This window comes from Arthrobacter sp. NPDC056886, assembly GCF_042788715.1.
Classification (GTDB): domain Bacteria; phylum Actinomycetota; class Actinomycetes; order Actinomycetales; family Micrococcaceae; genus Arthrobacter.
In genome coordinates this window covers 35867-61810 of sequence record NZ_JBHUBT010000016.1, presented here as the reverse complement: position 1 = coordinate 61810, position 25944 = coordinate 35867, and the positions used below count along the sequence as shown (strand labels likewise).

The 25944-nt window shown below is 66.7% G+C and carries 21 protein-coding genes; 6 read left to right on the top strand and 15 right to left on the bottom strand.

What is annotated here, in order from left to right:
- Positions 1 to 600 precede the first annotated feature (600 nt).
- The 3 genes from ACFRJ8_RS21970 to ACFRJ8_RS21960 all read left to right on the top strand — a co-directional run bounded on the left by ACFRJ8_RS21970 (position 601) and on the right by ACFRJ8_RS21960 (position 3336).
- Positions 601 to 1917, top strand: coding sequence for an alkaline phosphatase family protein (locus ACFRJ8_RS21970; RefSeq protein ID WP_377988484.1), 1317 nt, complete (start codon positions 601 to 603; stop codon positions 1915 to 1917).
- Between the two features lie 167 nt (positions 1918 to 2084).
- A complete protein-coding gene (locus ACFRJ8_RS21965) occupies positions 2085 to 2933 on the top strand; it encodes an SDR family NAD(P)-dependent oxidoreductase (RefSeq protein ID WP_377988483.1) in 849 nt (282 codons plus the stop codon).
- 91 nt (positions 2934 to 3024) lie between these two features.
- Positions 3025 to 3336, top strand: a complete 312-nt coding sequence (locus ACFRJ8_RS21960) for an excalibur calcium-binding domain-containing protein (RefSeq protein WP_377988482.1) — start codon at positions 3025 to 3027, stop codon at positions 3334 to 3336.
- A gap of 131 nt (positions 3337 to 3467) precedes the next feature.
- On the opposite strand, the gene ACFRJ8_RS21955 is transcribed toward ACFRJ8_RS21960, so the two are convergent.
- The 7 genes from ACFRJ8_RS21955 to ACFRJ8_RS21925 form a co-directional block, all read right to left on the bottom strand.
- Positions 3468 to 5345, bottom strand: a complete 1878-nt coding sequence (locus tag ACFRJ8_RS21955) for an EAL domain-containing protein (protein ID WP_377988481.1) — start codon at positions 5343 to 5345, stop codon at positions 3468 to 3470.
- Positions 5346 to 5642: 297 nt separating this feature from the next.
- Positions 5643 to 6047, bottom strand: coding sequence for a hypothetical protein (locus ACFRJ8_RS21950; protein ID WP_377988480.1), 405 nt, complete (start codon positions 6045 to 6047; stop codon positions 5643 to 5645).
- Positions 6026 to 7987: a multicopper oxidase domain-containing protein gene (locus ACFRJ8_RS21945; protein WP_377988479.1), complete on the bottom strand. Its 1962-nt coding sequence runs from the start codon at positions 7985 to 7987 to the stop codon at positions 6026 to 6028. The genes ACFRJ8_RS21950 and ACFRJ8_RS21945 overlap by 22 nt, the downstream gene beginning before the upstream one ends.
- A complete protein-coding gene (locus ACFRJ8_RS21940; protein ID WP_377988478.1) occupies positions 7984 to 8691 on the bottom strand; it encodes a hypothetical protein in 708 nt (235 codons plus the stop codon). The genes ACFRJ8_RS21945 and ACFRJ8_RS21940 overlap by 4 nt, the downstream gene beginning before the upstream one ends.
- A gap of 83 nt (positions 8692 to 8774) precedes the next feature.
- A complete protein-coding gene (locus tag ACFRJ8_RS21935; RefSeq protein ID WP_377988477.1) occupies positions 8775 to 10910 on the bottom strand; it encodes a putative bifunctional diguanylate cyclase/phosphodiesterase in 2136 nt (711 codons plus the stop codon).
- A gap of 104 nt (positions 10911 to 11014) precedes the next feature.
- A complete protein-coding gene (locus ACFRJ8_RS21930) occupies positions 11015 to 13348 on the bottom strand; it encodes an EAL domain-containing protein (RefSeq protein WP_377988476.1) in 2334 nt (777 codons plus the stop codon).
- A 254-nt stretch (positions 13349 to 13602) separates the two neighbouring features.
- On the bottom strand, positions 13603 to 14085 hold the full coding sequence (locus ACFRJ8_RS21925; protein ID WP_377988475.1) for a sensor histidine kinase: 483 nt from the start codon (positions 14083 to 14085) through the stop codon (positions 13603 to 13605).
- 429 nt (positions 14086 to 14514) lie between these two features.
- Between ACFRJ8_RS21925 and ACFRJ8_RS21920 the strand changes: the two genes are divergently transcribed.
- The gene (locus ACFRJ8_RS21920; protein WP_377988474.1) at positions 14515 to 14787 is read left to right on the top strand and encodes a hypothetical protein; all 273 of its coding nucleotides are present in this window, start codon (positions 14515 to 14517) and stop codon (positions 14785 to 14787) included.
- 213 nt (positions 14788 to 15000) lie between these two features.
- Positions 15001 to 15870: an oxidoreductase gene (locus ACFRJ8_RS21915; RefSeq protein ID WP_377988473.1), complete on the top strand. Its 870-nt coding sequence runs from the start codon at positions 15001 to 15003 to the stop codon at positions 15868 to 15870.
- A 35-nt stretch (positions 15871 to 15905) separates the two neighbouring features.
- Here ACFRJ8_RS21915 and ACFRJ8_RS21910 read toward each other — a convergent pair whose 3' ends face one another.
- From ACFRJ8_RS21910 to ACFRJ8_RS21895, 4 genes are all read right to left on the bottom strand, one after another.
- Positions 15906 to 16286 (bottom strand): nuclear transport factor 2 family protein, encoded by a 381-nt coding sequence (locus tag ACFRJ8_RS21910; protein ID WP_377988472.1) that lies wholly within the window; start codon positions 16284 to 16286, stop codon positions 15906 to 15908.
- A 308-nt stretch (positions 16287 to 16594) separates the two neighbouring features.
- Positions 16595 to 17767: a glycosyltransferase family 4 protein gene (locus ACFRJ8_RS21905; protein ID WP_377988471.1), complete on the bottom strand. Its 1173-nt coding sequence runs from the start codon at positions 17765 to 17767 to the stop codon at positions 16595 to 16597.
- A gap of 410 nt (positions 17768 to 18177) precedes the next feature.
- Positions 18178 to 18417: a hypothetical protein gene (locus ACFRJ8_RS21900; RefSeq protein WP_377988470.1), complete on the bottom strand. Its 240-nt coding sequence runs from the start codon at positions 18415 to 18417 to the stop codon at positions 18178 to 18180.
- Between the two features lie 66 nt (positions 18418 to 18483).
- On the bottom strand, positions 18484 to 19920 hold the full coding sequence (locus ACFRJ8_RS21895; RefSeq protein ID WP_377988469.1) for a flotillin family protein: 1437 nt from the start codon (positions 19918 to 19920) through the stop codon (positions 18484 to 18486).
- 321 nt (positions 19921 to 20241) lie between these two features.
- Between ACFRJ8_RS21895 and ACFRJ8_RS21890 the strand changes: the two genes are divergently transcribed.
- Positions 20242 to 21735 carry a phenylacetate--CoA ligase family protein gene (locus ACFRJ8_RS21890; RefSeq protein WP_377988468.1) on the top strand — a complete coding sequence of 498 codons (1494 nt, stop codon included), beginning with the start codon at positions 20242 to 20244 and terminating at the stop codon, positions 21733 to 21735.
- 15 nt (positions 21736 to 21750) lie between these two features.
- On the opposite strand, the gene ACFRJ8_RS21885 is transcribed toward ACFRJ8_RS21890, so the two are convergent.
- From ACFRJ8_RS21885 to ACFRJ8_RS21870, 4 genes are all read right to left on the bottom strand, one after another.
- Positions 21751 to 22695: an HNH endonuclease gene (locus ACFRJ8_RS21885; protein ID WP_377988467.1), complete on the bottom strand. Its 945-nt coding sequence runs from the start codon at positions 22693 to 22695 to the stop codon at positions 21751 to 21753.
- 39 nt (positions 22696 to 22734) lie between these two features.
- Positions 22735 to 23949: a serine hydrolase domain-containing protein gene (locus ACFRJ8_RS21880; RefSeq protein WP_377988466.1), complete on the bottom strand. Its 1215-nt coding sequence runs from the start codon at positions 23947 to 23949 to the stop codon at positions 22735 to 22737.
- A gap of 124 nt (positions 23950 to 24073) precedes the next feature.
- Positions 24074 to 24418, bottom strand: a complete 345-nt coding sequence (gene fdxA, locus ACFRJ8_RS21875) for a ferredoxin (RefSeq protein WP_377988465.1) — start codon at positions 24416 to 24418, stop codon at positions 24074 to 24076.
- 6 nt (positions 24419 to 24424) lie between these two features.
- Positions 24425 to 25918, bottom strand: coding sequence for an aldehyde dehydrogenase family protein (locus ACFRJ8_RS21870; protein WP_377988464.1), 1494 nt, complete (start codon positions 25916 to 25918; stop codon positions 24425 to 24427).
- Between the last annotated feature and the right edge of the window lie 26 nt (positions 25919 to 25944).

The window sequence follows — 25944 nt, the reverse complement described above, 5'->3', positions numbered from 1 at the left end:
GACCCACAGCGCCGATGGTACTGCACCCGGGAGGGTGTGGGAGAGTAGGTCACCGCCGGAACACCATTAACGGTCGAGGACCCCCAACCACAGGTCGGGGGTCCTCCCGCATTTAACCCCTGCAATACAAACTGACCGGCAGCAGGGGCCGTTTTGAAGGCTCAGAACGGCCCCCGCCTGCGACCCGGTGGGAAAAGAGCCGCTGAGAAATCAGGCGAGCAGTTCAGGCACAAGCCTCACAGAGCGATGGAACTTGGGAATACCCTTAGGCGATGGAGACCTTGGGAATACCTTTGGCCGGCCAGCTATTTCGGGCATAAGCATTGTGAGGCTCTATTTGACCGGCTAGGGTTTGGATTCCTACCAGCCACCGGGGCGCAGGGTGCGTCGACCGGACCCAATAGGAGTCCCATGATGCGCGCAAATCTTGGTTTCGCCCTGGGCAAGAACAGTACTAAAAGGCATCGGTTTAACCGTTCCCTTTTGAGGCGCCGATGGATTTCCCTGGCGTCAGTCTTTTTCCTAGTTGCCGCCACAATGTCCCTTATTGCCGGCCCTGCAGAAGCCGCTACCTTTACCTTTTCTACTACGGCTGATGCCGTGGTGAAGCGTGACAGCCCCACCATTAACTTCCGCACGGCAACAGGCCTCAAGGCTGATAACTCGCCGGTCGAAATGATCTTCCTCAAGTTCACGGTCACTGGCACTGCGGGCAGCACCGTGACCGGCGCCAAGCTCCGGCTATTCGCGACGGATCCCTCCAACTCGGGCGGCCAAATCCGACGGGTCCTCAACAACTCCTGGAGTGAAAACACGATCACCTTCAACAACGCGCCCGTTGCGGAAACGCCGATTGTGGCGTCGCGGGGCGCTGTCGCGGACAACACCTTTGTGGAGTTTGACCTGTTCGGTGCGATCAAGGGTGACGGGACGTACTCGTTCCGCATCAGCACCACATCCTCCGACGGCGTCATTTACAGCTCCAAGGAGTCTTCCGTCACCACGCAGCGGCCCCGATTGACTGTCACCACAAACGCCACGCCGCCGCCCCCTCCTCCGCCGCCCCCGCCGCCGCCTCCGCCCCCCGGCGCCAACCCGTGCGGCACGGCGACCGTCGCTCCGGCGAAGTACGACCACGTCATGTGGGTGATTTTTGAAAACAAGACCTATTCACAGGTCATAGGGAACGCCAGCGCGCCATACATGAGCCAGAAGGCGAACCAGTGCGCGTCGGTTTCCACCTGGAGTGACGCAGGCACGGGCTTGCCCTCGTTGCCGAGCTATCTAGCGATGACTTCGGGCAGCACCCAAGGCGTCACTTCCGACTCGAGCCCGAGCGGCTTGCCGCCGATTACAGCCGACAACATCTTCCGGCAGGTGCGTACGTCCGGCCAGTCCTATAAGAGCTACATGGAGGACATGCCTTCTAACTGCCGGCTGAGCGCGTCCGGCCTGTATGCAGAGCGGCACAACCCCGAGGTCTACTACCAAGGTCCGGGGGACAGGGCGGCGTGCGCGGTCAACAACGTGCCCTTGGGCAACGTGAGCGCGGGACACCTGGCGAGTGACCTGGCCAACAACACTCTGCCGAACTTCTCCGTGGTGGTGCCGAATGTTTGCAATGACATGCACGACTGCAGCGTCGGCACGGGCGACACCTGGCTCTCGCAATGGCTGCCGGTCATCCTGAACAGCCAAAGCTACCGCGCGGGGCGAACGGCTATCTTCGTACTTTTTGACGAAGATACGCCGATACCCAATTTCGTAGTGGCTCCATCCGTGGTCCCGGGCACCGTCATCCAGGGCAACTACAACCACTACTCCCTTCTCCGGACCACCGAGGAGATGCTGGGCATCGGCCTGAAATTGCAGAACGCCAGCACGGCCCTGAGTTTCCGGTCGCCGTTGCGCATCTAAGCACTGCACATCTAGGCACTGCGCATCTCGACCCCGCGTGGGATTCCCAGCAGACTCCCGGGAATCTCCGCGGCGGTCCGGAACGTTCTCCGGATTGGGCTCGTTAGAATTTGACGGGGCTGGATTCCAAAAGACCAGACCAACGCTTTCGTTCTAAGGACACCTCAATGCCCGAGCGCACTATCGTCATCACCGGAGCCAGCGACGGCATCGGCGCGTCCGCCGCGCGGACCTTCGCCCGGCAGGGGGAGCGAGTGGTCGTCGTCGGGCGTTCCGCGCAAAAGACCGAGACGATCGCCAACGAAATCGGCGCCGACTTCTTCGTCAGCGACTTCGCCGATCTGGGCCAGGTGCGCAGCCTGGCGGCGCAACTGAAGGAAAAGTATCCGCAGATCGACGTCCTGGCGAACAACGCCGGCGGCATCATGGGAGCCCGCGAACTCACCGTGGACGGCCACGAGACAACCTTCCAGGTCAACCACCTGGCCCCGTTCCTGCTCACCACCGAGCTGATCGACGTCCTTGCCGCCAGCCAGGCTACCGTCATCAACACCTCGAGCGTCGCCAATTCGCTCTTCGGCAAGCTGGACATCGACGACCTCGACGCGGCCCGCAACTACTCCACCAACCGGGCCTACGGCAACGCCAAGCTCGCAAACATCCTCTTCACCACCGAGCTGCACAACCGCTACAACACCGAGGGGATCTCGACGGCGGCGTTCCACCCCGGCGGCGTGGCCACCAACTTCGCGGCCGACTCCACGAGCCCCATGCGCCTGGCCTACACCTCCTTCCTCAAGCGCTTCATGCTGACGCCTCACCAGGGCGCGGACACCCTTGTGTGGCTCGCCAACGCCACCCCCGGCCACGACTGGATCTCCGGCGCCTACTACGCCAAACGGACGCTCTCCAAGGCCAACAAGCAGGCCTACGACGCCGGGCTGGCCAAGGCATTGTGGCAGCGCAGCGAGGCGATGGTGGCGCAGGATCTCGACAAGCTGGACCGCCGGCAGTAAATCACCTGAGCCTTCCCGCCTACGCCGGAATCGTGGGTTAGCATGTCCCTGCCCCTCGCCGACTCGCGGCTGAGGGCTTCTATTGGGGGGAGTGCTCTCACACGTGCGCCTGAAGAAACTGATTATTGCGTCGCTGGCGGGTACCGCCGTCGTCCTGAGCGCCACGGCCGTGCCGGCATCCGCCGCGCCCGCGCCGAAGTCGTACAAGAACTGCACGGAGCTCAACAAGGTCTACCCACACGGCGTCGGCCGCAAGGGCGCCAAGGACAAGACCACCGGAAAGCGGGTCACCAACTTCCGCGTCGACAATACCCTGTACAGCTATAACGACGGCGGTGCGCGGCACTGGGGCGAATACGACCTCGACCGTGACAACGACGGCATCGCCTGCGAAAAGCGCTGAAAACATGTCGGGATCCTCGCCAACGGCGGGGATCCTGACATGTTTAACAGCCGCCGGGCCCGGGACGGCGTTTACAGCCATCGCCCGGCCCAGCGGCTACGGCGGGGCCGGCGCGCGACCGGCCCAAGCGGCTACCGCGCGGCGTCGACCCTGTCCAGGGCGGTCAGGGCGCTCTCCATGGTCCCGGCCAGGTGGCTGGCAGGGGCGGGCTTGGCGAACAGGTAGCCCTGCAGGGAGTCGCAGCCGCGGTCCATCAGGTACTTGGCCTGGGCGGGGGTCTCGATGCCTTCCGCCGTGACTTTCAGTCCGAGGGCCTGCGCGGCGTTGATCATGGTGGCGAAGAACGGGAGCTGTTCCTGCCCGGTCTTGATCATGGCCACGAAGGAGCGGTCGATCTTGACGTTGTCCAGGGGCAGTTCCTGGAGCCGGCCGAGCGTGGAGTATCCGGTGCCGAAGTCGTCCATGGCAATCCGGACACCGGCAGCGCGCAGCTGCTGCAGCTGGCCGAGCACGTCCGAGGCGGCGTCGAAGAACACGCTCTCCGTCAGCTCAAGGGTGAGCTGGCGCGGGTCAACGCCGGTGGAGGCTGCGATCGCGAGCACGTCGGTGGCGAAGTCCCGGTGCTGGAACTGCAGGCCGGAGACGTTCACGGCGACGCTGTATGCGGGGTCGCCGGCCAGCCACGGCCGGATCTCGGCGCAGGCGCGGCGCAGGACCTCATCGCCGATCTCGCGGATCAGGCCGCTCTGCTCCGCCACAGGCAGGAACTGGTTGGGCGGCACCAGCCGGCCGTGCCGCTCCCACCGGGCAAACGCCTCGAACTGCACCACCGAACCGATGCCCGGCGACACCACCGGCTGGTAGTGCACCGAGATCTGGCCCAGCTCGACGGCGCGCCGGAGCCCGGAATCGCCGTCGACCTTGGGGGCCGCGGTGCTCAGCATCTCCGGCCGGAACCGCAGCCAGGTGTTCTTCCCGGCCGCCTTCGCCGCGGTCATGGCGGCGTCGGCCTGCCGCAGCAGTTCCGCCCCGTCCAGCGTCTGCGCCGACTTCGAGGCCAGGCCCATGCTGACGCCGGGCCGGACCATGGAGCCGCCCACGCGCAGCGGCGCGTAGAGGGCCTCGGCGATCCGTTTGGCCACCGCGTCCGCGTTGAGGCACTCGGTCAGCAGCACCGCGAACTCGTCGCCGCCCAGCCGGGCCACGGTGTCGTGCGGGCGGACGCAGTTGCGCAGCCTGCTCGCCAGCTCCACCAGCAGCTCATCGGCCGCCGAGCGCCCCAGCACGTCATTGAGGTGCCTGAAGTCATCGAGGTTCAGCAGGAGGATGTCCACCGGATCGGGGCGGCGCAGGGCCGCGGCGAGCCGCTCGTTGAAGAGGGGCCCGTTAGGGAGCGCCGTGAGCGGGTCGCGGAGGGACCCGGCCTTGAGTTCGTCGTCGTGCTCGGCAAACGCCGCGGGAGCGGCGCTGCCCTTCAGTCCTCCAGAAACAGCGGTTCCCGCTGGACCAGGAGTAAGACGGCGGAGAAGGTCGCCGTTGAGGGGCCGGCCGGCGCTGTTGACACCGGGGTTCGTTCCAGGGTTTACCCCATGGTTCCCTCCGGGGTTCGCTCCGTGGTTCCCTCCATGATTTCCTGCGGGGCTCGCGCCGGCGGTGCCGCGGATCGAGAGGGCCACGGACGTTCCGGCGTCGGCCGTTCCTGCCGGGGCGGGGACAAGGGAGCACGTGATTTCGACCGGGAGTTCGGTGCCGTCGGCCCTGCGGCCCGAGCCGGTGAACTGGGGGCGGGCGCTGGTGGCCTTGCCCAGCGCGGCCAGGACACCGTGGAATTCCTCCCGCGAGGCCTCGGCCAGGAGCATGCTGTGGTCCGCGCCCATAAGCTGCGCCCTGGAGTAGCCGAAGAGCCGCTCCGCGGCCGGGTTGAGGAAGGAAATGGATCCGTCCGGGCCGACCAGCAAAAGTGCGTCCGGACTGTACTCCAGCAGTTGTTGTGCGAAACCAGCTTCCACGATGTCTAACAGCCCCCCAGGCAATGAATACGGATAGCGGACACCTTGCGGAGAGCAAAGCGCACTGCGCTGACTGAATCATATGCCGTGCCGGCTCACCGAACGTGATGGGCATCATGCCGCCACCAAATGTGTCGAACGCGCCAGACTTGAAGACCGACCCGGCGCCGCGACAGGGCAGCCAGCCGGCTACCCGGGCTGCGGTACGCCCGGCCGGCGGCGCGGTCCACGACGAGACGGTGACGATTAGACAGTGGCGACTGAACGGCGTCGAAAACGGCGTCGAAACGGCAACGACTAGACAACGATGATTGGAACCCTCCGGGTGAAGAGGACCTCCTCGGTGATCCAGTCCAGCAGGTCCACGGTGAGCCAGAACGTGCCGGCTGCCGGCGGGCGCAGAAGCATGTCGTAGCGTTCGGCGGCGCCGAAGTTGACCAGACTGGACCGCAGCGGGCTGGTGGCAGAAATCGGCACTGCCGGTCCGTTGGGGTTGGACGTGTCCCGGAACGGCCGTCCGTCGTGCGAGATGAGTTCAGCCATGGCAACCGGCTTGTTCGCGGAATCGGTGAAGCGCACGTTGACCGGGAAATAGTTGGCGTTTAGCAGCCGCAGCAGGGTGGGCTTGACGGCTCCTCCTGCCCTCTTGGCCCGGATGCGCTTAAGGCTGGTCGGGCCTTCTACTTTCGGGGGACGGGCCAATTCCCCGCCCAGCAGGTAGAAGTTCTTGGGGTTGAACTTGTCCAGTCCAACGTCCTCGCCCGAGAGCCCGGCGGCGTGGTTGAGCAGGTGCCAGCGGGGTCGACGGAATAAGGGACCAGGATGGTCTCGGTGTCGATGTCGTATTCCGGCCCGTCAACGAAGGCCCGCCTGGCGCCTTTGGTCACCGGAAAGGCCGGGTGGACCGGGGGGTCGATGATGAGCGGGCCGAACATGCCCATTTGTACGTGCAGCGTGGTGTTGACGTGGCAGTGGTAGAAGTACGTGCCGGAGGCACCCACGTTCGGGTTGCCGGGCTGCCCGCGTTCCGGCCGCCACTGGTAGGTGTAGCTTCCCGAGACCTCAAAGGAGGTGTGGCCGACGCCGTCGTTGCGTGGATCCGGCTCGATGCCGTGCCAGTGGATGGTGTGGACCTTCTTGCTCGGGAGGACTGTGCCGTGGAACAGTTGCCCCTCGGTGAGCCGGATCAGGGGTGCGGGGAAGATCCGCCCGGAGTTCTCGGTCTCGAATGTCCAGATCTCGAACTTGCCGCCGTCGTCGAACACCATTTCGCGGTTGAAGAACTTGAACTCCTTTTCCACGTCTGGATTCTGGCGGAACTCGGTTTCGGGGCTTCCCTCATGCATCTGATGGGAGCTGAAATCGACCTGGGTGCGGAAGAGTTCGTGCGGGGCGTCGCCGGTGCTTCCGGGCGGCGCTGCTACGGTCCAGTGGCCAACCAGGCCGCCGGGATACATGCCGCCCCTGGCTACCTGGGAGGGCTCGGCGTGGCAGTGCATCGGGTAGTCCCAGTCCTCGTTCCGGGCGTTCCACACCTCATCGATAACTTCCGGCGGCCGGCGCAGCGGGAGCATGGAGTCCTTGCGGTCCAGCGGGTGCATTTCGATGACGTCCTCCCACTGCTGCAGCACCACGTGCCCGTCCGCGTCAACGTTTCCGCCGGTACGCGGAAAGACGCCCCCGTTGCGGCTGACGGTCCAGAGGTGGTTTCCATGGAAGTGCAGCTGGTGGTGGACGACGCCGGCGTTGAGGAAGCGCATCAGCTGGCCGGTCCTCACGGTTCCTGCCCTGGCGCTCTGGCTGAAATTGCGGACGTCGACCTGCCGGGGCGAGCCTGACATCAGGGAGTCCTCTTCACGGACGCGGTTCAGCGCCTCGTCGGTGGACGCGGCCAGCGATTGGAAGCCGCTGCGGCCGTTGAGCGTGAAATACCGCGGAACCACAGGGGTCTTGTCGGGATCCACCGTTCCGTTGCGCGACGCGATGCCGGCCCAGACCGGGTCAACGTTGTGCAGCATCCACAACCACTGGCGTTCGAATTCCGGCCCTCTGGGCATGGGCAGCCACGGCGAGGCCGGATCCGTGACCAGCAAGGCGCCAAAGAGGCCCAGGACGCGCTGGACCGGGTCAGCGGTGGGATCGGCCGGGTCGGCGCCCGGATCGCAGTAAAGGTAGGTGCCTGCCTTGGGGGCCGGGAATACCAGGGTTTTGGTTTGACCGGGCCGGATCACGCCTGTGCCGACGTGGCTGTTCCCCGCTCCCGCGTTGAGGAACTGCAGGGCATGCGGCTGGGCCAGGTGGTTGGTGACGCGGAGGCTGATGGTGCTGCCAGTCTCGGCGATCAGCGTCCGGTCCGGGAAAAAGCTGGCCCAGAATGCGCGGCGGACCAGGAATTCCCCGGGATTGGCAGGGTCCTTGGCGGCGGGTGCCGGGCGTCCGAGCGGGGGAATGGTGGCCCTCAGGGGGTAGGTACGGCTCGCCACCACCGAACCGTTGCGCAGGAACACCCTCGGGCTGATCGTCAGACTGGGCTTGGGATCGTTCACCAGAGTCCGCCGGTCACCAAACCCCCGGTGGTAGACGCGGGTTCCGTCCACCATGGGCAGGAAGCCGTCATTGATGTGGATGTCGAGCGGGCTCATGACTTCACCTGGCTAACGGTCAGAGGCGGAAGGGGGAGGATGGCCGTGCCGTCGTGTTCCGGTTCCGCATACTCCAGTTCCATGGCGAGGGCGTCATGGGGTGCGAGGTAACTGATCCAGAGATGCTCTGTAGCCCCGGGTTCCACCGAGCCCAGGCCGTGGTCGAAGTCCTGGGGCGTGATGGTGGTTCCGGACGGGAGCAGCCGGAGGCGCAGTTGGCCGGGGCTGAAGAGCACGGGTTCGGGACTGGAGTTGCTGAGTTCAACCTCAAGCAGGACGACGTCGCCCCAAGTCTGGTTGAACGGCTGGGGCCAGCCGGGATCCTCCGGTGGTGCGCCGTCGTGATCGTGATCGTGGGACGTGGCGGGGAGGTTCGTCGAGTTCGCGGCCCGTTCGAAACTGCCTGTGACGGCCCGGTTCGGGCCTGCGGCTAGGGACCCGGGATCGTCGAGCAGGGCGGCTGCGCTTTCGAGTGACCGGAACGCCTGTTGGCCCTTGGCGTTCAGCCGGGCCAGGCGGCCGGCCCGGGCGACCGACAGAACGCCAAAGGCGGTATCCAGGTGCGTTGCGGCCTGTGGACCGCTTCGGGAGACGGCGCCATAGGTGCCGCCTGCCACTAGGAGGAAGGCGCCGCCCCCCACGATCAGTCCGAACTGGCGGCGGCTCAGGACTGGGCCAGAAATCAGGGGTGAGCGTGCATCCATGGCAGTGCCTCCACGTTGAGTTCGCGATAGGGCCCAATGGTGCTGACAGGGCCTTATGGAAAACTTGGGGAGTCCGGCGGAGCTTAGCCGGGCAGCGGCACGCCCTCGAGGTCAGCGATGGCCGCCACCGAGTTGCTGACGGCCCGGTGCCGGGCCGCCCCGGGTACCGGGCGGGAGAAGAGGAAGCCCTGCAGGGCATCGCAGCCATGGTCCATGAGGTAGCGGGCCTGGGCCGGTGTCTCGATGCCTTCGGCGGTGACTTTCAGTCCCAGGCTCCGGGCCATGTGGATCATGGAGGTGAGGATGGGCAGCTTTTCGACGCCGGTCTGCAGCATGGACACGAACGACTTGTCGATCTTCACCACGTCCACCGGCAGGTCCTGCAGGCGGCCCAGCGAGGAATAGCCCGTGCCGAAGTCGTCCAGGGCCACCCGGATGCCGGCCTCACGCAGGGTCTCGAGCTGGCCGATCACGTGGGAATGGGCGTCGAAGAACACGCTCTCTGTCACTTCAAGGACCAGCTGGCGCGGGTCCACGCCGCTCCACGCCGCAATGTCCAGGACGCGCTCGGCGAAATCGCGGTGCTGCAGCTGCACGCCGGAGACGTTCACGGCCAGGCTCCGGAACGGGTCCTCCCGGAGCCACGGGGCGAGCTCGGTGCAGCTGCGCCGCAGCACCTCGGCCCCGATCTCCCGGATCAGGCCGCTGCGTTCGGCGGTCTCGATGAAGTCGTCCGGCGGGATCAGCTCCCCTTCCCATTCCCAGCGGGCCAGGGCCTCGAACTGCACCACCTCGAGCCGGTCGCTGGAGATGACGGGCTGGTAGTGGACCGTGATCTGCCCCAGCTCCACCGCCCGCCGCAGCCCGGCCGTGAGCTGGGTGCGCTCCAGCAGCGCGGCCAGCATCTCGGGCCGGAAGTGCACGTAGCAGTTCTTGCCGGCCTCCTTGGCCGCGTACATGGCCAGGTCCGCCTGCCGCAGCAGCTCCGATGAGGTCTCTGTCCCGGCGTCGCGCGATGCCACACCAAGGCTCAGGCCCGGCCGCATGAGCGTCCCCTCGATGGAGACCGGGGCGTTCAGGGTGCTAACCACGCGCTGGGCCACGGCGTCGGCGTCCCGGCAGCCCACCAGCAGGACCACGAACTCGTCCCCGCCCAGCCGGGCGACGGTGCCGTGCGGCCCCACGCATTTCTGGAGCCGACGGGAAATCTCCACCAGCATCTCGTCGCCGGCATGGTGGCCCAGGACGTCGTTGACTTCCTTGAAGTCGTCCAGATCCAGGAGCAGCACGTGCACCGGTTCCGGGGTGAGCAGCGCGGCGGCGGCCCGTTCGTTGAAAAGCATCCGGTTGGCCAGCCCCGTGAGCGGGTCCTGGAAGGCCAGTTCCTTGAGTTTGCCCGCCTGCTCGGCCAGTTCCTCCATAGCGCGGCGCGCCTGGTCCTGGGCGCGCCGGCGTGAGGTGATGTCGCGGAAGTTCCAGATCCGTCCCACGATCGCGTCCGCCACCTTTTGCGGGCGCGAGTACAGCTCCACGGTGCGGCCGTCGGCGAACTCCAGGACGTCGTGGCTCTGCATCAGGCTGTCGGCGTAGAGCGCCGCGACTTTCTGCAGGAAGTAGTCGGGGTCCACCAGTTGGTCCGCGATGAACCGCACCAGCGCATTGGGGTCCTCGGCCGCGATCAGCTCCGGCGGCATGCCCCACAGCTTCAGGTACTGGTCGTTGATCCCGGTGATTTGGCCCTCGCTGGAGACCACGACGATGCCGTCAGACGTCGATTCCAGCGTGGCGTCCAGCAGGGAGACTGCCAGCCGCCGGCCGGAATCGGAGTCCTTGCGGTGCTCGGCGTCGCGGACGGCTACCGCCATGGCCGTGCCGGCGTCGACACTCACCAGCGAGCACGTGATCTCCATGGCGAGTTCCGAGCCGTTCCGGTGCCGTCCGACGGCTGCGAACGGCCGGCTCCCGGCCTTGCTCCTGCGGCCCAGCCGGCCAAAGACCCGCAGGAAACCGCCGCGGGCTTCCTCCGAGAGCAGGATGGTGTGCTGGACGCCGAGGAGTTCCTGACGCGGGTAGCCGAACAGTCGTTCCGCGGCCGAATTCACGAAGGCGATGGTCCCGTCCGCGGTCAGCAGCAGAAACGCATCAGGAGCCTGCTCCAGCAGGTCTTCACCAAATCCAGTTCCCACGACGATACCGGCCCCCAAGCGACGGAAGTTCATAGAGCGATGATGTTCCCGGCCGAGGTGCCCGGATGAATGCGTTTCCCTGAATCATAGGGTCCTTCGGCCCTGTGTCCAGGACATCGGCCACGGAGATTTGCGGGTCACCGGTTGCCGGGTACCCGAACGCCCTTCAGCGCCGCGATGGCCCGGGCCGCCCGGTCCAAAGCAGGCTGGAGCGCGGCCTCCGGCTGGGGACCAGAAAACAGGAAACCCTGCAGGCAATCACAGTCCAGATTCATCAGGTAGCCGGCCTGGGCGGCCGTTTCCACGCCCTCTGCCGTGACGGTAAGCCCCAACCCGTGGGCCATGCCGATCATGGCGTTCAGGATGGGCAGCGGTTCCGTGCCGGTGTTGATCATGGCCACGAACGACTGATCGATCTTCAGCGTGTCCACGGGCAGGCCCTGCAGCCGTCCCAGGGAAGAAAAGCCGGTGCCAAAGTCATCGAGCGCCACGCGGACGCCGGCCGTGCGCAGGCTCATGAGCTGCTGGATCACGTGGCAGTCGTCCTCGAAGAAGACGCTCTCCGTGACTTCCAGGACCAGCTGGCGCGGGTCCACGCCGCAGGATGCCGTCACGGCCAGGACCAGCTCGGCGAAGTCCCCGTGCTGCAGCTGGACGCCGGAGACGTTCACTGCCAGGGACCGGGAGGAGTCCTCTTCCAGCCAGCGCTTGAGTTCGGTGCAGCCGCGCAGCAGCACCTCGGTGCCGATCTCGACAATGAGGCCGCTGCGTTCGGCCGCTGGAATGAACTGGTTCGGCGGAACCAGCACGCCGTCGCGCACCCAGCGGGCCAGGGCCTCCACCTTCGTCACGGTCCCGCTCCCGGCGGAGACGATCGGCTGGTAGTGGACGGCGATCTGTCCGTTGTCCACGGCCAGCCGCAAGCCGGCCTCGAGGTCGTTGCGGTCTACGAGGGCCTTCATCATCTCCGGCTGGAAGCGCATGTACCGGTTCTTGCCGGCGTTCTTGGCGGCATACATCGCGACGTCGGCACGGCGCAGGAGCTCGGAGGCGTCCACGGCAGCCTCCCCAATGGAGGCGAGCCCCAGGCTGAGGCTGGGCCGCAACATGGTGCCATCGATCCATACCGGGAGGCGCAGCGAGTCGACGATCCGGGCAGCCACGGCCTCGGGCTCCGCCGAGTCGACCAGGAGCACCACGAACTCGTCGCCGCCCAGCCGGGCCACGACGTCGCTCGGCCGGAGGCAGGTGCGCAGCCGCCGGCCGACCTCAATCAGCATCTGGTCCCCGGCATGGTGGCCAAGGATGTCGTTGACTTCCTTGAAGTCGTCCAGGTCCAGGAGCAGGACGTCGACGGCGGTCCCGTGCCGGTCCGCGAGGGCTGCGGCGAGGCGGTCGTTGAACAGCTGGCGGTTGGACAGCCCGGTCAGTCCGTCCCGGAACGCCAGCGCCTTGAGCTGGGCGGACTGCGCGGCGAGATCTGCCATGGCCCGGGTGATCCGGTCCTGGGCAACCTTGGCCGCGGTCACGTCACGGAAGCTCCACACCCGTCCGACCACCTGGTCCGCGACTTTCTGCGGGCGCGAATAACGGTCAAATCTCCGGCCGTCGCGGAATTCCAGGATGTCGTGGCTTTCCGCCGAGGGATCGGCGTAGAGGGCCTCGACCTTTTCGACAAACTGGGCCGGGTCCCGCAACTGGTCCAGGACGAAGCCCATGACGGCCTCGTCGTCCCCGGTGGCCAGCATTTCCCGCGGGATGCCCCACATGGTGAGGAACTGATTGTTGACGCCGGCGATCTCGCCCTCGCTGCTGACCACGAGGATGCCGTCGGCAGTGGATTCGAGCGTCGCGCTCAGCAGCGACATGGCCTCGCGGAGGCTGTCATCGTTCTCTGGCCGGTGCGAGGTGTCCCGGACCGCGGCGATCATGTTCACAGCGCCATTGTCAGTGTCAGTGCCATTGCCGGCGCCGTCCCCGGTGCCTGTTCCGGTGACGAAAATGGATCCGGCTACCTCGGCCTGGAACTCCGTGCCGTCCCGCCGCACCCCGTAGGCCTCAACGGGAGCGGTGTCCGTGTCGTCGTCGACGGTTTGGGACTGGGAGTGGGCATGCGCGTCGCGGCGGAGGTTGAAGAACAGCCGCTCCAGCCCGTTCCGGAATCCCTCGGCCAGGAGGATGCGGTGGTCCGAGCCCACCAGCTCCCCGCGGTGGTACCCGAACATGCGCTCCGCGGCGGCGTTGACCATCCTGATGGTCCCGTCCTCGCCCACCACTAGCAGGGCGTCGGGGCTGGATTCGACCAGATCCCCATAGCCAGGCACCGCGCCGGAGATTTCCTCCGGAACTGCCGCGGGTGCTTCGCCGGAGATTTCCTCCGGAACTGCCGCGGGTGCTTCGCCGGAGATTTCCTCCGGAACTGCCGCGGGTGCTTCGCCGGAGATTTCCTCCGGGTACGACGACGCCGTCATCCGGCTACCGCCGTGCGAACCTGAGACCACCAACGAGACATAGAGAACCCTCCCATCGGGAAATCATAGGCGCCCGGAGGGTACAGGCCTTGTCAACACGTGGACTGGACGGGGCAGATCCCGATCGGCGCCCCCGCGGAAGGCCCAAACCCCCGGTTGCGCTATCACTTTTGGTGCTTAAAACCCAGGTTTAGCCGCCCTAAGTGATAGGGCAACGACGGGGGACTGGCGGTAGTAGTCGGCGCTCACGTCTGCTAGTCCAGTGGCAGGGTTACCGTCACACAGGTTCCCGCGGCGGCGGAGGAATCGATGATGATCTCTCCGCCGGCGAGGACCACGGCCGCTCGCATGAGGCGCAGTCCCATGCCGGTGTGCCGACCAATCATGGCTGCCGGCACATCGAAACCCCGGCCGTCGTCGGTCACTTTGAGTTGAACGCCGTGGCTCATGCTTTGGGTGACGCAGCCCAGCCGGACGGTCACAACCGAGGCCTGAGCGAATTTGTAGACATTGCTGAGGAGCTCCTGCGCCGCTCGGTACAGAAGAGTTGCGGATTGCCGGTCTACTTCCGTCCTGTGGTGCGGAGTCTCGAGATGCACCACGGTTCCGCGTTCGCGGAGGGGAAGCGTCAGGCGGTCAATTGCACCGGTTACCCCAAGAGCATGGAAGTCGACCGGGTGTGTATCGGTAAGGACGCCACGTACGGCGACGACTTCATCGCTTAGTAGTGATTTCATACTCTTACTGTGCGCTTGTGTCGTTGGGATTTTCTTATGCCGTGCCGCGGAGATTGAACCTTGATTCTGCAGGCCGCCCCCTAGAGATTTCGGCAGGTGTCGCAGCGGTGAGTATGCCTGGCTGTCAGCGTCCTCCAGTTATGGCAAATCCCTGACTGACGTCTGTTGAGTACCGATAATTGCGGCAGATTGGGATCTGTTGTGGATTCCCTGGCACTTGCCGTGAGGGTCTATGGGTCACCCTGACGCACGCCGCGGGTGAGCCCGCCGGCAGAACGTACGAAGGCTGCCGGGAGCGATCCTGGCCGCTTATTCTGGCTGCCTATCGAAGATAAGGCGGCCGTGGTAATTTCTGCTTGGATTAGGAGTTCCTCGTGCGATTGCCTTCCAATCCGGCTCCTGATACCGCTCTCGAAAGAAGAGGCAACGATGGCAACCCTATTGATCTTCCATGAGGTCGACGACGTCGACCACTGGCTCAGCTCGCCGCGACGCCAGGAACTCTTCGGACCTATGGGCATGACTGTTCGAACCTTTGTCGACCCGGAGAAATCCAACCGCGTCGGCCTGATCGTCGAAGTCCCGGAGATGGACACGTTCCAGCGAATGATGGAGTCCGAGGCCGCGGCGGACGCCATGAAATTCGACGGCGTACGCCGGGACACGATCCTGATGCTGGTCGAACCCGAGCCCAGCACCTGATCCGGGGACGTGGCGTTGGCGGGTCTTTGAGGAGCGCAGCCGCTCATCCCTGCAATCTGTCGCCGGTGGACGGCGCGTTTGGCCCGCCCACCGGTCGCGTGCGGGTGGCTGGCTTGGCACGCCCAGAAAAACCGCGGCTCCGTCCGGGCCACCGAGTCAGAGTTGAACAGCACGGGAACAGGGCGCGCGCTGCACACCGTCGAAAGGGCCGACATGGCATTAGGACAGTGTCCCGGGGGCACCTTCTCACTCTCGGAGGATCTCACGCTGACCCGTATGGGATACGGGGCGATGCAGCTCGCTGGCCCGCACGTGTTCGGGCCACCCGCTGACCGCGACGGCGCCCTCGCCGTCTTGAACCAGGTCGTGGGTCTAGGCATCAACCACATTGATACGGCCGACTACTACGGGCCCCACATCACCAACGAAATCATCAACGAAGCCCTTCACCCCTACGCAGAGGACCTTCATATCGTGACGAAGGTCGGTGCGCGTCGCGATACGGACGGGAACTGGCCGCAGGCTCTCTCACGCGACGAGCTCCGGCAGGCCGTTCACTCCAACCTTGCGAACCTCGGCCTCGACGTCCTCGACCTCGTGCATCTGCGGGTCGGCGGCTTTGAGAGTGCCACCCCCGGTTCAATCGCCGAACCCTTCACGGCCCTGGCCGAGCTGCAGCAGGAAGGGCTGATCAAACATCTGGGCCTGAGCACCGTCAACGCTGAGCAGATCGCCGAGGCGCAGCAGATCGCCCCTGTCATCTCCGTGCAGAACTTTTACAACATCGCCAAACGGGAGGACGATCCACTCGTGGATGCCCTCGCGGAGCAGGGTATCGCCTACGTGCCGTTTTTCCCCTTGGGCGGATTCACGCCGCTTCAGTCCGGCACCCTCAGGGATGTCGCCGGACGCCTGCAGGCACTCCCGATGGGTGTCGCCCTAGCGTGGCTGCTGCAACGATCACCGAACATCCTGCTCATCCCCGGCACGTCCTCACTCGCGCACCTCCGGGACAACGTTTCGGCTGCCGCCCCCGAGCTGCCGGCCGACGCGATCAAGGAACTGAACGCAATTGCCCAATAGCGACGTCTGAACTGACCCGGCTACGGATTTTCTGTCTAGATTTTTTCAACCCATTGGGCACGCCACTGTGGTGCGTCGAATGCCTCGCTCCAGTAGGCCGTCTCCTTGGCGATTTTGCCCTCGCGAAATTCAAAGATGAACACCGTTTCGTACTGTGGGCCGCCGTAATCCAACAACGCCTCGGCGACGACCAGGTCCCCGCCACTGGTCAGCCGGCGCGGGGTGATGGTTGGCAGTTGTGGGAAGGCGTTGTAGATTCCCCTCCTATTCTCGGCACCGCGCACGAGTTCTCCGGATTGTGGCCAGTGCATGACCGCGTCGTCATGAAATAACTCGTCCATGACCGCAACCTGACGGTCATTGATACAAGCGATCAGCCGGTTGACTACCTTCTCGTTCGCATTCGTTTCATCCACAGTCTTGACCTGATTTCTGGGGGAGCGCCTGCTTCTGCATTGGGCTCGTGTCTGGAGGGGCGGATGCGGCCCCTGTATGTCGTCTTCATGGTCGGAGGATCAGCCGATGGCGGCCAGTGCCCTAAGTCCCCCGTCCCGGACCTGCCCGGCCCAAGGCAGGCGGGAAGAACCAATTCCTGCCGGCCGGGCGGGCTTGACCTGCTCGCCCGGAGAGCACAGGCCTTGTCAACACGGTGGTGGGCGGGGCGGAGCCCGGTCGGGCCCGCGCGGGAGGCACAAACCCCTCGTTGCGCTATCAGTCTGGGTGCTCAAAACCCGGGTTTAGCCGCCCGGAGTGATAGGGCAACGAGGGAGGAGCGGGCAATCGAGGGCTCCCTGATCACGGCCTCGTAATGGCCCACGAGTTCGGCCCCGAGGACGGACCATGTCCGGCCCTGGACCGCGGCGTGCGCGGCGGCGGCAAACGCGCGGCGCTTGGCGTCGTCGCCCATCAGGTCCATCACCCGGGCGCGGAGCGCGGCGAGGTCGCCCGGCTCGTACAGCCAGCCGGTCCGCGAGTTCTCCACGAGGTCCAGCGGGCCGCCGCGGCCCGTGGCCACCACCGGCACGCCGGATGCCATGGCCTCCTGGATGGTCTGGCAGAAGGTCTCGAACTCGCCGGGATGGACGAAGAGATCGAAGGAAGCCACAGTGCGGGCGAGGTCGTCGCCGCCGAGGAACCCGGTGAAGACCGCCTGCGGCAGGGCAGCTTCCAGGGCGGCCCGCTGCGGCCCGTCGCCGACGATCACCAGCCGAGTCCCGGGAACATCAGCCAGCACTGCCAGATCCTCCACCTGCTTCTCGGCCGCCAGCCGGCCCACGTAGCCGATCAGGCGCTCGCCGCCGGGCGCCACCGCAGCCCGCCAGCCGGCGTCGCGCTTCCCGGGGTTGAACCGCTGGGTGTCCACGCCGCGCCGCCACATGTCCACGCGCGGAATGCCGCGGCCGCGGAGCTGGTTGAACGCGAAGGTGGAGGGGACCAGGGTGCGCGAGGCCAGCAGGTGGATCTGGTCCACCCGGTTCCAGGCCCAGTTCTCCAGGAACGGGACCCCGTAGCGGCCCGCGTAGCCGGGGACCTCGGTCTGGTAGATGGCCACCGTGGGGATGCCCAGCTGGTGGGCGGCCTGCGCTGCCCGCCAGCCGAGCACGAACGGGGACGCGAGGTGAACGACGTCGGGCGCGTACTCGGCAAGGATGCGCTTGACCCGATACACACCGCCCATCGCCACGCGGACGTTCGCATAGCCGGCCAGCGGGACCGAGGGAAGCCGGTGGATGTGGGCGCCATAGACCTCGTCCGGGACTTCCGTGGCCTGCGTGGACGGCGCGATCACCAGCACCTCGTCCCCACGCTCCTGCAGATGCTCCAGCACGCGCAGGATGGAGTGGGTAACCCCGTTCATGAGCGGCAGGAATGATTCGGCGACGATTGCGATCCTCACCCCTCCACGGTGCGGGCGGCGGTTTGCGGCCCGGGGGAGCGGGCGTGGCCGGCAGGGGAAGAGTGGGTTAACAGGTGGACGCGGTCAGGCGGGAACCGTCAAGAGGGAGGAAATGCGGGCAGGGTACGCAGGAAGGAGCGAAGTGCTGAACACCGTCAAAGGGCGTAGTCGACTGCGGCCATGCGTCCACGGCGCAAACCCAACGAAGCAGCGGTGCCGGACGGCATGACGAAAGACGAGCTATAGCGGATCGGGCCAGTTGCCGACCGGGTAGAGAGTACGGGTTGCAGGAACCATTAATACCCTCACGGCCGGGCAGCCACGCGCACGCTTATTGCCTTCCATCAGAAATACCTCCAGAGGCTACGGAACTTCAGAATACGCCCGCCGCCTCCCGGCGTCCAGAGTGCTCACTCGGCCTTAAGGACATCCGGAAGCTCGTCCACAAAAACGGTTTGCGGGGGTTCGAAATAGATCACCAGGACCTGCTCGCCCACTCCGAAGACGCTGCTCTTGTCGAACGGGTGCGCATGGAACGCGCTGGTCCCGCCGCGGACGGGCAGCATGACCTCGCCGATGGTGCCCGGGCCGATCCGACCCGTGACCCGCCCGATCTTTCCGGTCAGGCTCCGGTCAACATCCTTGTGCATCACAATCCCCGTACATCTGTACCCCTACGCCTCAGAATCCCCGCGCTTCCCCGCGCATGGCGGCCATTACGCCCCCGGAGCCTTCCCGTCCCGTTTGGCGGCGTCGCGGCTGTTCTTGAGCGCGCTGGAAAGTGCCGGGAGGTAGTCACCCACCTGTGCCAAAATCCCGCCGATCATCCGGTTGACCCCTTCGCCGCCGTTGAGGACGGTCATCTGGCCGACGTGTCCAAACGGCTCGGCGGCCGCCGCCACGATCGCCGGCATGTTCTCGGCGAGCTGCTGGGAGATGACGGCGTCCTGGTTGGTTCCGAGGGCTTCGGCGCGGGCCTTAATGCCTTCCGCCTCGGCCAGTGCCTTGGCCTTGATGGCGGAGGCGGCGGCATCGCCGCGGGCCTTCGTGGCGGCTGCCTCGGCCTCGCCGGTGACCTTGGTGGCGCCGGCTGCCGCCGCTGCAGCCGTCGCGTTCGCCTGGGCCTGCACCTCGGTCCGCCGGGCGTTGGCCGTGGCCTCGAGCTCGGTGCGCCGGGCCAATGCTTCGGCAGCGCTGATGTCCGCGGATTTCTGGCCCTCGGCATCAGTGCGCTTGGCATAGGCCCTCGCGTCGGCAGGCTTGCGGACGGTTGTCTGTAGCTTCTGCTCTTCCCGGTCCGCTTCCAGCTTGGCCACTTCGGTTTCCTGGACCACCACCTGCTGGCGCGCCGTCGCGTCCGCCAGCGGCCCGGCCTGGGCCGCGTTCGCCTTGGCGCGCTCGGCATTGGCCAGCGCCACGGACTGCCGGATCGCGGACACGCTCCGGGCATCGGCAATCAGGGCTTCGGCTTCGGCTTCCTTTTCCGCGGCCTCGCGGTTTCGGGTGGCCTCGGCGATGCGGGCCTCCATCTTGACCATGGCAATGTGGGGCTTGGCGATGTTCTGGATGTAGCCCGTGGGGTCTTGGAGGTCCTTGATCTGAAGGGAATCGACCACCAGGCCCAGCTTCTCCATTTCGACGCCGCTGGCGCTGCGCACCTGGGAGGCCAGCTTGTCGCGCTCGCGGATGATTTCCTCGACCGTCATGCTGCCGATGATCGAGCGCAGGTGGCCTTCGAAGACGTTGTACACCTGGCTTTCCATTTTGGGCTGCTGGCCCAGGAACCGCCGAGCGGCGTTGGCGATGAACGGCGGGGCATCTCCGATCTTGTAGATGACCACGCCGTCGACAATCACCTGGATGCCCTGGGAGGTCACGCAGGAGACCTTAAGTTCGGTTTCATTCAGCGTCAGGGACAGTGGCCGCACAGTTTGCAGGCCGGGCAGCACTAGGGCCCCCTTGCCCGTGACGATCTTGAAGTCCATCCCCTCCCGGGTTTCCAGCGTGCCGCGCGTTAGCCCGGAGATGATCAGGGCCTCGTTCGGTTCCGCCACCTTCCACATCAGCTTTGTTGCCACCCAGATGACGCCGACGACGGCGACCGCCCCCAGAATGATCGAAATGAGCGGATACAAAAATGACAAGTCCGGCATAACCAGGTCCTTTCACGGCGGTGGAAAAAGGTGTTAAGCAAAGCCCCAAACGATGCTGCTGGTAGTCCCCGGCCGGCCTGGTGGCAGGAATTCTCACGCCGCCCAGCCAGCTGTTGTACACAGTCTGTGGTGCTGCCTGCCAGTTAGTCCAGCAATTCGGCGGTGTCCGGGCATACGCCCAGGTTCCGACGGTGCCTAAAGCCCCTGTTGGCAACGGCCGAAGCCGTGCCAGCGTGGGAACGGGTGCGTCCGGAGTGCCCGCCCCGTGAAAGGGTCGTGAAAGGGTGATGGGTGATGCGCGGCTCTCCTCTCGGAACGCATATGACCGGGATCGCATGGGACATCTGGCGGGCCGGCCGGGCAAACCCGGACGCGATCGCCCGCCGGCAACAGGACCGGCTCGCCACGCTGGTTGAGTGCGCACGGTCCTCCTCGCCCTACTACCGCAGGCTGTACCGGGACGTGCCGGAGACGGTCAACGATCTGGCGGCGAATCTGGGGGAGTTGCCTCCGGTGGGCAAACGCGAGCTCATGGAGAACTTCGATGACTGGGTGACAGACCCGCACATCACGCTCGCCGGGCTGAAGAAAGACCTCCTCGGCGACGCCTCCCGCATCGGCGGCCTCTACCGCGGGCAGTACCTCGTGATGACGACGTCGGGGTCCACCGGGGAACCCGCGGTCCTGGTCCATGACCGGACGTCGCTGCAGGTGGCGAACCTCCTCGGCCCGATCCGTGAACGGCGGACCCTGATGACGGCTGCCGAGGCCCGGGCTTTTGTCCACCGGGGGCTGCGGGCCGCGGCGCTGGTGGCGGACGGGGACCACTTTGCCGGCGTCGTGCTGACTGAAGCGGCGAGGCGACGCAGCCCCCGCATCGCCGGCCGGGTCCGCGTGTTCTCCGTGCTCCGGCCGCTCCCGGACCTCTTGGCGGATCTCAACGACTTCCAGCCGACCGTGCTCTACGGCTATCCGAGCGCCTTCCTGCAACTGGGCATCGAACAGAAATCGGGACGGCTCAACATCCGTCCGGTCCTGGCCGTCGCGTCCGGGGAGGGCCTGGCAGCCGATGCCGGGGCGGAGATCGAGGCCGCCCTCGGCTGCCGGGTCAGCGTGCGGTACCTTGCCTCGGAGGCCCTCGCGTTGACCAGCCGCTGCCGGCAGGGGCTGCTGCATGTCAACGCTGACTGGAACATCGTGGAGCCGGTGGACGACGCCTTCCGGCCCGTCCCGGCCGGGGAACTCTCGCACACCGTGCTGGTCACCAACCTGGCCAACCGGGTCCAGCCGCTGATCCGCTACAACCTGGGCGACCGGGTGCAGGTAGACGCCAGTCCCTGCGCCTGCGGGAGCCCGTTTCCCACGCTGCGGGTGGAAGGTCGCAGCGGCGACGTGCTGAGCTTCGCTGCCGCAGGGGCGGTGGTGGACGGGCAAGCGTTGGACCGAAAGTCAGAGGCGGACGGGGCAGTGCTAGAGGGGACAGGGGTGGACGAGGCAGTGTTGGACGGTAAAGCGGTCGACGGAAAAGTCGCCGACGGAAAAGTCGTGACCGTGCTGCCGTTGGTGCTGGGCACGGTGATCGAGGAGACCGCCGGCGTCCGCCGGTTCCAGGCGATCCGCACCGGGCCGCGGTCGCTCACCGTGCGGCTCGAGCTCGGGCCCGACGCCGTGCCGGCTGCCGTGCAGGCGGCAGTGCGGGAGCGTCTGGGTGCGTTCTTCGCGGTCCAGGGCGCCGATGGCGTCGACGTCCGGTTTGCCGAGGAACCGCCCCGGCCGGACCGCAGCGGCAAGTTCCGGCAGGTGTGGTCCGCCTGAGAGCGTTGCTGCTATTTAGTGCTGGTTGAGGATCCTGCGGGCGTCCTGCTGGGCCTGGAGCTCCTTTGAGGTCAACGCCTGCCCGTTCAGGTAGCCGGCGGAGGCCATGGCCCGGCGCAGCTCCGCGACCGTGCGCGGCGTGGTCACACCGAGGTGCGCCATGGCGTGGCAGTTGGCGCAGAGCGGCACGAGGTCCGTGACGGGATCAAGTTCGTAGGTGCTGCCCAGCTGTGACACCGGGACAAGGTGGTGCACGGGAATGAAGTCCTTGCCGATGTCCCCGTACGCGATTTCAAAGGAGAACCCGCATACGGCGCAGCTGGTCCCGTGGTGGGCGATGCAGGCCCGGCGCGCGTCTGGGCTGTGCTCATACCGGTTCACCTCAACCCGACCGACGGCCACCGCCGGGAGGGTGCCTGGCACGGGCTGGGTGGGGTCGGCCCCTGGCTGCGGACCAAACTCTCGCCAGAGTCCTCGGAGCAGGGGCTCAAGGGACGGTTCGACGGCCAGCGCTGGGCCGTGGAGCGCTTCCCAGTCGAGGCCGGGCACGGTCTCCTGGAGGGCCGCTGGCGGGATCTGGTCTCCCGTGGGCAGCAGGCCGTCGAAGGCCACGCGGATGTAGAGCGGGGACCCGGCTGGTGCGGCGCTCGCGGCGTCCGGTGCCTGGAGTCGAGGAGCCGGCCGTTCCGAGACGACGACGCCGTGGCCGATGAGGCCGCGCCCGTGGCGGCCCTGGAGCACCAGCCACGCGTCCGCGCCGGAGGCGGCGGCATCCGCCAGCGCGTCCGCGCCGGAGGCTGCGGCGTCCGCCAGCGCGTCCGCGCCGGAGGCGGCCGCGTCCACCGTGGCGACCTCCCAGCTGGCCAGGAACCGGCCGGTTTCGGCGACCTCCTCCAGCACCGCCGGGTAGGTCCAATCGTTCCATTCGTCCGGGTTCCAGACGAGGATGATGGCTGTCATCTGCCCATTGTCGCAGTGTATGCAGCGACCGGCCGCGCGTTACCCCGGACTTCCTGCGGCGTTGTTGAGAGGCCCTGTCGGCCCGGTCTGGCAGGTGGCGTTGAGGGTGTCCTCCGCAACGGATTCCATTTGGTGCAGGATGCGGGTGCCCCCGGGCTGGAGCGGTTCCGGGGGGTAGGCCACGGCCATGGTGAGCTGCCGGGTTCCGTCCGCGCTGGTCATGGCAATGATGCCGTAGCCGGGCACATCGCCGGGATGGCCGTAGTAGAAATCGTTCGTGCAGAGGTCGTTCCAGCGGACCACCCCGAGTCCGTACCTCGCGTAGAGCGGGCTCTCCATTTGCGTGATCGAGTCCGGCTTGAGCAGCCGGTTCTGCAGCAGTGCGCGGTAGAAGGTGTTCACATCCGCCACGGAGGACACCATGCCGCCGGCGGCGTTGTCGATCTGCGCGGCCGGATAGGTGACGTCGAGTTGGTTGCGGCCCAGCGCGATGTACCCATGGACCATCGACGACGGCGGGGGCCCGGCGGCGGTCATCAAAGTCTCGCTCAGGCCCAGCGGCTGGATGATGTCGGTGCTGATCACCTCGCCGATCCGCCGGCCGCTCAGGTGCTCGACGATCAGCGCCAGGGCAATGTAGTTCGAGTTGGAGTACTCAAATCCCTGGGCCAGCTTCGCCTGCCACGAGATCCGTCCCGCCATGGCCAGCAGGTCCGCCAGGCTCACTTTGGTGGTCAGGGCTTGCCGCACCGTGGCCGGATCGAACAACGGCCCGTCCACGGACGGCATGCCGGAGCGGTGCTGCAGCAACTGGCGGACGGTGACAGGTCCCGGCGGGTGCATCACCTTGTTGAAGTCCGGCAGGTAAGTGCTGACCGGCGCATCGAGCTGCAGCTTGCCTTCCTCGGCCAGTTTGAGCACGCAGACCGCCACCATGGACTTGGTGATGCCGCCCACGTGCACGGGGTCCGTGATCTCGGCCCGGGAAGGGCTGGCCAGGTTTCGAACACCGTAGGCCGCGGACCACTGGTCCCCGCCCACGCGGATTTGGATGAGGACGGCCGGGGCGCCGGCGTCGAGCAATCTCCTGCTGAACTGTTCCAGCATGGTCCGGTAGCCGGAATCGGGCGACACCGGCTGCGTCGGCGGCTGCGGCGGCCCGGGACTGCATCCGCCCGTCGCCGCCGCGAGCACGACGGCGACGATCGCGGCCGTGAGCCGGCGGAACGATGCTCGGGTCCAGGCCACCGACATGATGGTCCTTCTGGCAGGTCGGGTTTGCAGTCGGCGTAGGAGGGCGCCCCTGGCCGGGCACCGTCCTGACCCTTGTGATGCTCCTCAGACGGACGGCAGGCGACTAGAGCCATAAGTCACGGGCTCAGCCGGCAGCCCCTGCCGTTTCCGGCACAGACATTGCGGGCGCGTCCGCCACCACAGGGTGGTCGCGGTGCAGGTTTCCGAGGGCTGAGGCGCCTTGCGGCGACCCCAGCTCCTCGAAAAACTCCACGTTGGCGCGCACGTAATCGGCCCACTCGTCCGGGACGTCGTCGGAGTAGTAGATCGCCTCCACCGGGCATACGGGATCGCACGCGCCGCAGTCCACGCACTCGGACGGGTGGATGTAGAGCGAGCGTTCACCCTCGTAGATGCAGTCCACCGGGCATTCGTCGATGCAGGCCTTGTCCTTCACATCCACACAGGGCTGGGCGATCACGTACGTCATGGCAGGCTACACACCCGTGTAGACGGTCTTGCCCCACGTGAAGAAGTCCAGCGCGGACTTCCCCTGTTCGCGGAACGTGTTGGTGGAGGAGTCCTTGACGCCGCCGAACGGCACGTTCAGGTCCAGGCCCGCCGTGGGACGGTTGACCTTGATGACCCCGGCCTGGGCGCGGGCGGCGAAGTCCGCGGAGAACGCCAGGGAATCCGTGCAGATGCCGGCGGTGAGGCCGTAGCGGGAATCGTTGATCGCGGCGAGCCCGGCCTCATAGTCCGGGACCTCGAGGACGGCCACCACGGGCCCGAAGATCTCCTCGGTCACGGCGGCGTCGTCGAAGGGCAGGTCGGTGAGGACGGCGGCCGGAAAGAGGAAGCCGGCGTCCGTGCCGCCGTCGTACGTCCCGTGCAGCAGCGTGGCGCCGCGTTCGACGGCGGTGCGCACCGCGGCCTGGTTCTGTTCGAACTGCTGGCTGCTCACCACGGCGCCCATCTTCGCGCCCTCGAGCCCGTCGCCGGCGGTGTACTGCGCGGCTTCCTCGGTGAGGGCTGTCAGGAAGGCGGCACGGATGCCCGGCGTGACGTAGACGCGGGACGTGGCGGTGCAGGCCTGGCCGGTGAGGCCGAACGCGCCGGCCGCCACCACCTGGGCGGCCTTGCGGGGATCGGCGTCGTCCAGGACCAGGACGCCGTTCTTGCCGCCCATTTCCAGCTGGACCCGGGCGCGGCGGGCGTTGAGGATCTCCTGCAGTCCGAGCCCCACGTTGGTGGAGCCGGTGAAGGACAGCCCGGCGATGCGGGGATCGCGGGCCAGGGCGTCGCCCACCACGCGGCCCTTGCCGTGGACCACGTTGAACACACCGGCGGGGAGTCCGGCGTCCTGCAGGGCGCGGGCCAGGTGCGTGGCGGAGAGCGGGGTGAGCTCGGCCGGCTTGATGACGACGGCGTTGCCGCTGATCAGTGCCGGGGCGGTCTTCCAGGCCGGGATGGCGATGGGGAAGTTCCACGGCGTGATGAGCCCGACGACGCCGAGCGGCTCGCGGCGGGTGGTGATGGTGGTGTCCGGCAGGCCACTGGGCAGCACTTCGCCGGTGGCGGCCCAGCCGAGGGAACCGAAGAAGCGGAGCACGTCGGAGGCGCGCTTGACCTCTCCCTTGGCCTCGGCCAGGGTTTTGCCCTCTTCCCGGACGAGGTCTTCGGCGATGGCAGTCTGGCGGTCCAGCAGCAGGTTCCCGGCGGCCATCAGGATGGCGCCGCGGGACGGGGCGGGCAGGGCTGCCCAAGCCGGCTGCGCGGCGGTGGCGGCGGTGATGGCGGCGTCGACGTCGGCGGCGGTGCCGCTGGGGGAGAGGGCGGCGAGCTCACCCGGGCGGGCCGGGTTCATCCGCTCGGTGTCCGCCCCGCCGAGCCACTCACCGTTGATGAGGTGCCGGGCGCTGATGAGGTCCCGCTCGGTAGCGGTGGCGGTCTGGGTCGCAGGTGAGGTGTCTGATGCTGTGGAAGTCATGGTGTTCCTTCGGGGAGTCGGAGCAG

What these genes read in the sequence shown, in the direction of transcription:
- ACFRJ8_RS21965 (WP_377988483.1), top strand. Translation starts at nt 2,085, where the DNA reads ATGCCCGAGCGCACTATCGTCATCACCGGAGCCAGCGACGGCATCGGC.
- ACFRJ8_RS21945 (WP_377988479.1), bottom strand. Translation starts at nt 7,987, where the DNA reads ATGAGCCCGCTCGACATCCACATCAATGACGGCTTCCTGCCCATGGTG.
- ACFRJ8_RS21940 (WP_377988478.1), bottom strand. Translation starts at nt 8,691, where the DNA reads ATGGATGCACGCTCACCCCTGATTTCTGGCCCAGTCCTGAGCCGCCGC.
- ACFRJ8_RS21935 (WP_377988477.1), bottom strand. Translation starts at nt 10,910, where the DNA reads ATGAACTTCCGTCGCTTGGGGGCCGGTATCGTCGTGGGAACTGGATTT.
- ACFRJ8_RS21930 (WP_377988476.1), bottom strand. Translation starts at nt 13,348, where the DNA reads ATGACGGCGTCGTCGTACCCGGAGGAAATCTCCGGCGAAGCACCCGCG.
- ACFRJ8_RS21925 (WP_377988475.1), bottom strand. Translation starts at nt 14,085, where the DNA reads ATGAAATCACTACTAAGCGATGAAGTCGTCGCCGTACGTGGCGTCCTT.
- ACFRJ8_RS21920 (WP_377988474.1), top strand. Translation starts at nt 14,515, where the DNA reads ATGGCAACCCTATTGATCTTCCATGAGGTCGACGACGTCGACCACTGG.
- ACFRJ8_RS21915 (WP_377988473.1), top strand. Translation starts at nt 15,001, where the DNA reads ATGGCATTAGGACAGTGTCCCGGGGGCACCTTCTCACTCTCGGAGGAT.
- ACFRJ8_RS21900 (WP_377988470.1), bottom strand. Translation starts at nt 18,417, where the DNA reads ATGCACAAGGATGTTGACCGGAGCCTGACCGGAAAGATCGGGCGGGTC.
- ACFRJ8_RS21895 (WP_377988469.1), bottom strand. Translation starts at nt 19,920, where the DNA reads ATGCCGGACTTGTCATTTTTGTATCCGCTCATTTCGATCATTCTGGGG.
- ACFRJ8_RS21890 (WP_377988468.1), top strand. Translation starts at nt 20,242, where the DNA reads ATGACCGGGATCGCATGGGACATCTGGCGGGCCGGCCGGGCAAACCCG.
- ACFRJ8_RS21885 (WP_377988467.1), bottom strand. Translation starts at nt 22,695, where the DNA reads ATGACAGCCATCATCCTCGTCTGGAACCCGGACGAATGGAACGATTGG.
- ACFRJ8_RS21880 (WP_377988466.1), bottom strand. Translation starts at nt 23,949, where the DNA reads ATGTCGGTGGCCTGGACCCGAGCATCGTTCCGCCGGCTCACGGCCGCG.
- fdxA (WP_377988465.1), bottom strand. Translation starts at nt 24,418, where the DNA reads ATGACGTACGTGATCGCCCAGCCCTGTGTGGATGTGAAGGACAAGGCC.
- ACFRJ8_RS21870 (WP_377988464.1), bottom strand. Translation starts at nt 25,918, where the DNA reads ATGACTTCCACAGCATCAGACACCTCACCTGCGACCCAGACCGCCACC.